A 7,000-nucleotide genomic window follows, 5' to 3' on the forward strand; every position below is an offset into this window, starting at 1 on the left:
GGCATCGACGCGCACGCCGCCCACGCCGCGCTCGTCGCCCTCCCACGCCGGAACCGGCGTGCGATAACGCACCAGCCGTCCGGTCGAGGGCAGGAAGCCGCGATAGGGATCCTCGGCATAGACGCGGTTCTCGATCGCCCAGCCGTCGATCTTGATGTCGTCCTGCGTCATCTCCAGCTTCTCACCCGCCGCAACGCGGATCATCTGTTCGACGAGGTCGATGCCGGTGATCGCCTCGGTCACCGGATGCTCGACCTGAAGGCGCGTGTTCATTTCGAGAAAGTAGAAGCTCTCGCCCGTCGGGTCGGCGCCACTGACGATCAGCTCGACCGTGCCCGCGCTGTAATAGCCGACCGCCTTTGCCAGCGCGACGCACTGCTCGCCCATCGCCTGCCGCATCTTTGGCGTGACGAAGGGCGACGGCGCCTCCTCGACCACCTTCTGGTGGCGGCGCTGGATGCTGCATTCGCGCTCGTTCAAATAGAGGATATTGCCGTGCTGGTCGCCGAGGATCTGGATCTCGATGTGGCGCGGGTTGAGAATGAACTTTTCGATAAAGACGCGGTCGTCGCCAAAGCTGTTCAGCCCCTCGCGCTTGACGCTCTCGAACCCTTCGCGGACGTCCTTTTCGTCATAGGCGAGGCGCATCCCCTTGCCACCGCCGCCAGCCGAGGCCTTCATCATCACCGGATAGCCGATCTCGTTGCTGATCTCGACCGCATGGTCGGTATCGCGGATCTCGCCGACAAAGCCGGGGACGACATTGACTCCCGCTTCCTTCGCAAGCTTCTTCGACTCGATCTTGTCGCCCATTGCGGCAATCGCGTTCACCGGCGGCCCGATGAAGGCGATATTTTCCTTAGCGAGCGCTTCGGCAAAGCTGGTGCGCTCCGACAGAAAGCCATATCCCGGATGCACTGCCTCGGCCCCCGTCGCCTTGCACGCGGCGATGATCTTGTCGGCGACCAGATAGGATTCGGACGCGGGCGAGGGGCCGATATGCACCGCCTCGTCTGCCATCTGCACGAAAGGCGCACGCGCATCCGCGTCCGAATAGACGGCGACGGTCGCGATGCCCATCCGCCGCGCGGTCTTGATGACGCGACAGGCGATTTCACCGCGGTTGGCGATCAGGATTTTCTTGAACATCAATATTCCTCGACAAGTGCCTTGAGTTCGGCGGTCCGCGCCTTGGTCAATCGTTCCATGCATCCGCTGTGCAGCATCGGCGCCATGCTGCCGCCGCGCGCCGCGAAACTTTCGTTCAAACATTGCTGATCGCGATAGGTCAGCCACGCCCGCTGCGACGCCAGCAACGTGGCATCATGCGTGGGCTGGCTGTCATATTTGCGGTCGATATGCCTGTCGCGCTCGCGCATCGCCGCGACCGTCAGCTTCCACTGCACGTTCATCGCGGCGTCGGCGCGCTCATACGCCTGGCGAGCGCAATAATTCATCTCGACCTGATAGCGCTGGTTGTCGCAATCGATCGACGGATCATCGACCGGGGCAGCAACAAGCAAAAGCGCTGCGACAATCACTCCGCCGCCTCCATCTGCGCGCTTTGGCGCATCGGCTCTTCGCTCTCCATCGGGCGCAGCCCCAGCTTCGCGAACAGCGCCGCGTCGGCATTGTCGCCCGCATTCGCCGTCGTCAGCAGCTTGTCGCCGGTGAAGATGCTGTTCGCGCCCGCCATGAAGCAGAGCGCCTGCGTCGCTTCCGACATGCTCTCGCGCCCCGCGCTCAGCCGCACCATGCTTCGCGGCATTGTGATGCGCGCGACCGCGATGGTGCGGACGAACTCGATGTCGTCAATCTTCGCCAGCGGCGTGTCGGCCAGCATGTCGCCGAGCACGGTGCCCTTCACCGGCACCAGCGCGTTGATCGGCACGCTGCCCGGATGTTCGGGCAAGGTCGCGAGCGCGTGGATGAAACCGACGCGGTCGGCGCGCGTCTCTCCCATGCCGACGATGCCGCCGCTGCACACATTGATCCCCGCCGCGCGCACTTCTTCCAACGTATCGAGCCGGTCCTGGAACGTCCGCGTCGTGATGACATTGCCGTAATTTTCGGGCGAGGTGTCGATATTGTGGTTGTAATAATCGAGCCCCGCGACCGCGAGCTGCTGCGCCTGTTCCCTGGACAGCATCCCCAGCGTCATGCAGGTTTCCATGCCCATCGCGCGCACGCCCTCCACCATCTCGACGATCGCGGGCATGTCGCGATCCTTGGGGTTGCGCCAGGCGGCGCCCATGCAGAATCGCTTCGATCCCGAATCCTTGGCCCGCGCCGCCGCCTGCAACACCGCGCGGACGTCCATCAGCTTGGTGGCTTTCAGGCCGCTGTCGGCGCTCTTCGATTGCGAGCAATAGCCGCAATCCTCGACGCACCCGCCCGTCTTGATGCTGAGCAGCGTGCAAAGCTGCACTTGCCCACGTGCATGGTGGCGGCGGTGGACGCCCTGCGCCTCCCACATCAGTTCGTCGAACGGCAGGTCGAACAGTTCGGCGATTTCCTCGCGGGTCCAGTCGCGGCGCACCTCTCCCTCTCCATTTGCATCGAGCGAAGTCGGGATGCTCCTCGCGTCCGGTGCGGCGTTGATGGGTGTCTCGACCTCGCTCGACACCAAGGGCGTAGAAAGGTTGGAATTGGTCACGCAGCGTCCTCCAGGGGGGGCATATTATGGCCCAGCAGGCGCAGCACGTCGGCCGCGCATTCCACGACGTTGGAGCCGGGGCCGTAAATCCCCTGCACCCCCGCGTCGCGCAGATATTGATAATCCTGCGGCGGGATCACGCCGCCCGCGATCACCTTGATGTCGCCGCGCCCCGCCTCTTTCAGCTTTTGGATCAGTTCGGGGATAAGCGTCTTGTGCCCCGCTGCCAGGCTCGACGCGCCGACGATATCGACGTCATTTTCGAGCGCCAGCACCACCGTTTCTTCGGGCGTCTGGAACAGAGGCCCCGAAACGACGTCAAAGCCCATGTCGCCGAATGCCGACGCGATCACATTGGCGCCGCGATCATGCCCGTCCTGCCCCATTTTGGCGACGAGAAGTTTCGGTTTGCGGCCCATGCGGCGTTCGACCGCCTTCACCCCTTCGAGCACCTGTTGCCAGCGGCCATCGCCTTCATAGGGCGCGGCATAGACGCCCTTCACCGGCGTCGGCTGGGTGGCGTAACGCTGAAAGCTTTCCTCCATCGCCGACGAGATTTCTCCCAGCGTCGCACGCGCACGGGCGGCTTCAACGGCGTGCGCCAGCAGGTTCGTTTCGATCGATTGCGGTGCCGCCGCCGCCTTGCGCAGCGCATCGAGCGCCGCCCGGCACGCTGCCTCGTCGCGGCTCGCCTTGACCCTGTTGATCCGCGCCACCTGCGCTTCGCGGACCTTCGTATTGTCGACCTCGAGCGTTTCGAGCAGATCCTCGTCCTTCAGGCGATATTTGTTCACGCCGACGATCACATCCTCGCCGCGGTCGACGCGCGCCTGCCGCGCCGCGGCGGCTTCCTCGATCATCGCCTTGGGCCAGCCAGCCGCCACGGCTTTGGCCATGCCGCCTTCCTTCTCGACGCGCTCAATAATCTCCCACGCCTTGTCGACGAGCTCCTGCGTCAGCGCTTCGACATAATAGGAGCCGCCGAGCGGATCGACCACCTTGGTCATCCCCGTTTCTTCCTGGATGACGATCTGCGTGTTGCGCGCGATGCGTGCCGAAAAATCGGTCGGCAGCGCGATCGCTTCGTCGAGCGCATTGGTGTGGAGCGACTGGGTGCCGCCGAGCATCGCCGCCATCGCCTCGATCGTCGTCCGGATGACATTGTTATAGGGGTCCTGCTCGGTCAGGCTGACCCCGGACGTCTGGCAATGGGTGCGCAGCATCTTGCTGCGCTCGTCCCTGGCGCCAAGGTTGGTCATCACGCGGTGCCACAGCACGCGCGCGGCGCGCAGCTTGGCGATTTCCATGAAGAAGTTCATGCCGATTGCGAAGAAGAAGGACAGGCGCCCGGCGAACTTGTCGATGTCGAGGCCCGATGCGACACCATAGCGCACATATTCGGCGCCATCGGCAATCGTGAAGGCCAGCTCCTGAACCTGCGTCGCGCCGGCTTCCTGCATATGATAGCCCGAAATCGAGATACTGTTGAACTTCGGCATCTCGCGCGACGTGTAGCCAAAAATGTCGCTAATGATCCGCATCGAGGGTTCGGGCGGATAGATATAGGTGTTGCGGACCATGAACTCCTTCAGGATGTCGTTCTGGATCGTCCCGTCGAGCAATTTGCGATCGACGCCCTGTTCCTCGCCTGCGACGATGAAGAAGGCGAGTATGGGGATCACCGCGCCGTTCATCGTCATGCTGACCGACATCTGGTCCAGCGGGATGCCATCGAACAGGATCTTCATATCCTCGACCGTGTCGATCGCGACCCCCGCCTTGCCGACGTCGCCGACGACGCGCGGATGGTCGCTATCATAACCGCGGTGCGTCGCAAGGTCGAAGGCGACCGACAGCCCCTTTTGCCCCGCCGCGAGGTTGCGGCGATAAAAGGCGTTCGATTCCTCAGCGGTCGAAAAGCCCGCATATTGCCGGATCGTCCACGGCCGCCCCGCATACATCGACGCCCGCACCCCGCGCGTGAAGGGGGCAAAGCCGGGCAGGCCAGGATCGGTGGTGACGTCCGCGGCCGTGTAGAGCGGCTTGACGTCGATGCCTTCGGGCGTATGCCAGGTCAGGTCGCGGCCCTTCACTTCCCTGGCGGCGGCTTCGGCCCATTGGTCGAGGGTCGGTTTGTCGGTCATATGCGGTCTCTAATCCCAAACCCCCTCTCCCCTTTTGGGAAGAGGGATACGAAGACTTGGCGGCTTTGCCGCCTGGTCGTAGCTTGGCGAGCGGTCGCGGGCCGCAGGCTCGCCAACCGCCCCCTCGCCGACTAAAGGTAGGAGCACGTCCCCAACCTCCACCTTCCTCCCCCGCAACGGGGGAGGAACGATTAATGCGCCCCCTTCGGCGTCTCCATAATCTCGGTCAACACCCCGCCCATATCCTTGGGGTGCAGAAAGAAAATCAGCGTCCCATGCGCCCCGATCCGCGGCTCCCCCAGCACCCGCTTGCCCATCGCCTCGAACTCGGCCTTGGCTGCGTGAATGTCGGGCACCTCGTAACAGACATGATGCTGCCCCCCCGCCGGATTCTTCTCCAGAAACCCCGCGATCGAGGCATTGCCCGGCAACGGCTCGATCAGTTCGATCTGCGTCCCGTCCATCGCCCCGCCCGCACCCGGCGTATCCACAAAACACACCTTCACCCCCTGATCGGGCAGGTCGAAAGGCTCATGGATCGTCGTCGCGCCCATCACGTCGCGGTAAAAGACGATGCTGTCAGCGATCGAGGGCGTCGCAACGCCGATGTGGTTGAGGCGGCCTAGTTTCATCGTTGCCTCTCCTGCGCAAATCTTTTCAGGTCGTCCAAATACGCTTCCAACGCGGCCACATAGCTTCCCGCACATTCCGCAGCGCTTCTTCCGCCGTTTTCTGGCAAGGAGAGCGTCACCTTGCCGATTTCAGGAGGAAGCGCGACATAGAAAGGTACCTCATTGCCATCTGGGCCTGGAACTAACCAACCGGAGCCACCGTTTCGATCACCTATAAAAAAACTAGTTGCTCCAGGCGGGCGTTCAAATTTTCTTTGGTCGCCCATCCTAAAGGAGTAAATGTGAGCAGACATCGAGACCGGTGTTCTTGCCTGTTTCTCAATTACGTTGCGCAGCTCATTCATATAGCGGCAATCTGTATTGTCGAAATGCCTCCGCTTTGCTGCAATATCCCAATCATCAAAGCCTGAGAGGCATGACCTCAGATTGTTGGTTGCAAAAGTCACCATTCGACCGAACACAGCGACATTCCTAAGACCAATTCTACCTTCTCCGAGGCCGCTCACGATCATCGCCAGCCCACTTTTTGCGACCAGCAAGTGCTCCCTTGCCTCTCTGAGAATTTCTTCAACGCATGTCATATCGCCTCACAGCGGAATATTGTCATGCTTCTTCCAAGGGTTCTCCAGCCGCTTGTTTCGCAGCTTCCTCAACCCCAACGCGATCCGCCGCCGCGTCGAGTGCGGATAGATCACCTCGTCGATATACCCCCGCTGCGCCGCGACGAATGGATTGGCAAAGCGGTCCTCATATTCCTTCGTGCGCTGCGCGATCTTTTCCGGGTCACCCATATCGGCGCGGAAGATGATCTCGACCGCGCCCTTCGCGCCCATCACCGCAATCTCGGCGGTCGGCCAGGCATAGTTGAGGTCACCGCGCAGATGCTTCGAGGCCATCACGTCATAGGCGCCGCCATAGGCCTTGCGCGTGATCACGGTGATCTTCGGCACCGTCGCCTCGGCATAGGCGAAGAGCAATTTCGCGCCATGTTTGATGATGCCGTTATATTCCTGCGCGGTCCCGGGCAGAAAGCCGGGGACGTCGACGAAGGTGATGATCGGAATCTCGAACGCGTCGCAGAAGCGCACGAAGCGCGCCGCCTTTTTCGAGGAATTGATGTCGAGCACACCCGCCAGCACCAGCGGCTGGTTCGCGACGATGCCGATCGTCCGCCCCTCGATCCGCCCGAAACCGCAGATGATGTTCGCGGCATGCGCCGGCTGAACCTCGAAAAAATCGCCCTCGTCGACCGTTTTGCGGATCAGCTCGTGCATGTCATAGGGCTGATTGGCGTTCGGCGGGATCAGCGTGTCGAGGCTCATCTCGGCGCGGTCGAACGGGTCGCTCGTCGGGCGCGTGGGGACGCCACTGCGGTTGTTTTCGGGCAGATAGTCGAAAAAATCGCGGACGCTGAGCAGCGCCTCGATATCATTCTCGAACGCCAGGTCGGCGACCGAGCTCTTGGTCGTGTGGGTGATCGCGCCGCCAAGTTCCTCCTGCGTCACCACCTCGTTGGTCACCGTTTTGACCACGTCGGGCCCGGTAACGAACATGTAGCTGCTGTCCTT

At 62.3% G+C, this 7,000-nt stretch carries 7 protein-coding genes; all 7 read right to left on the reverse strand.

What is annotated here, in order from left to right; translation table 11 throughout:
• The coding region (locus tag HUW43_RS04215) for an acetyl/propionyl/methylcrotonyl-CoA carboxylase subunit alpha (protein ID WP_188236235.1) at nt 1–1,149 on the reverse strand (1,149 nt) is incomplete at its 3' end.
• Nucleotides 1,149–1,541 (reverse strand): lysozyme inhibitor LprI family protein, encoded by a 393-nt coding sequence (locus tag HUW43_RS04220; protein WP_188236236.1) that lies wholly within the window; start codon nt 1,539–1,541, stop codon nt 1,149–1,151. The genes HUW43_RS04220 and HUW43_RS04215, both read right to left, overlap by 1 nt.
• Entirely contained in the window at nt 1,538–2,539 is a 1,002-nt protein-coding gene (gene bioB / locus HUW43_RS04225) for a biotin synthase BioB (RefSeq protein ID WP_188236240.1), read from the reverse strand. The genes HUW43_RS04220 and bioB overlap by 4 nt, the downstream gene beginning before the upstream one ends.
• 113 nt (nt 2,540–2,652) lie before the next feature.
• Nucleotides 2,653–4,800, reverse strand: coding sequence for a methylmalonyl-CoA mutase (gene scpA, locus HUW43_RS04230; protein ID WP_188236237.1), 2,148 nt, complete (start codon nt 4,798–4,800; stop codon nt 2,653–2,655).
• 191 nt (nt 4,801–4,991) lie between these two features.
• Entirely contained in the window at nt 4,992–5,432 is a 441-nt protein-coding gene (gene mce, locus HUW43_RS04235; protein WP_188236238.1) for a methylmalonyl-CoA epimerase, read from the reverse strand.
• On the reverse strand, nt 5,429–5,971 hold the full coding sequence (locus tag HUW43_RS04240; protein WP_188236239.1) for a hypothetical protein: 543 nt from the start codon (nt 5,969–5,971) through the stop codon (nt 5,429–5,431). The genes mce and HUW43_RS04240 overlap by 4 nt, the downstream gene beginning before the upstream one ends.
• 48 nt (nt 5,972–6,019) lie before the next feature.
• A partial coding sequence (locus HUW43_RS04245) for an acyl-CoA carboxylase subunit beta (protein ID WP_317450818.1) occupies nt 6,020–7,000 on the reverse strand: 981 nt, incomplete at its 5' end.

The organism is Sphingopyxis sp. LK2115, from assembly GCF_014595975.1.
GTDB lineage: Bacteria > Pseudomonadota > Alphaproteobacteria > Sphingomonadales > Sphingomonadaceae > Sphingopyxis.

Bases quoted from the DNA above. Each gene is read 5' to 3' on its own strand.
- scpA (WP_188236237.1), bottom strand. From the start codon at position 4,800: ATGACCGACAAACCGACCCTCGACCAATGGGCCGAAGCCGCCGCCAGG.
- mce (WP_188236238.1), bottom strand. From the start codon at position 5,432: ATGAAACTAGGCCGCCTCAACCACATCGGCGTTGCGACGCCCTCGATC.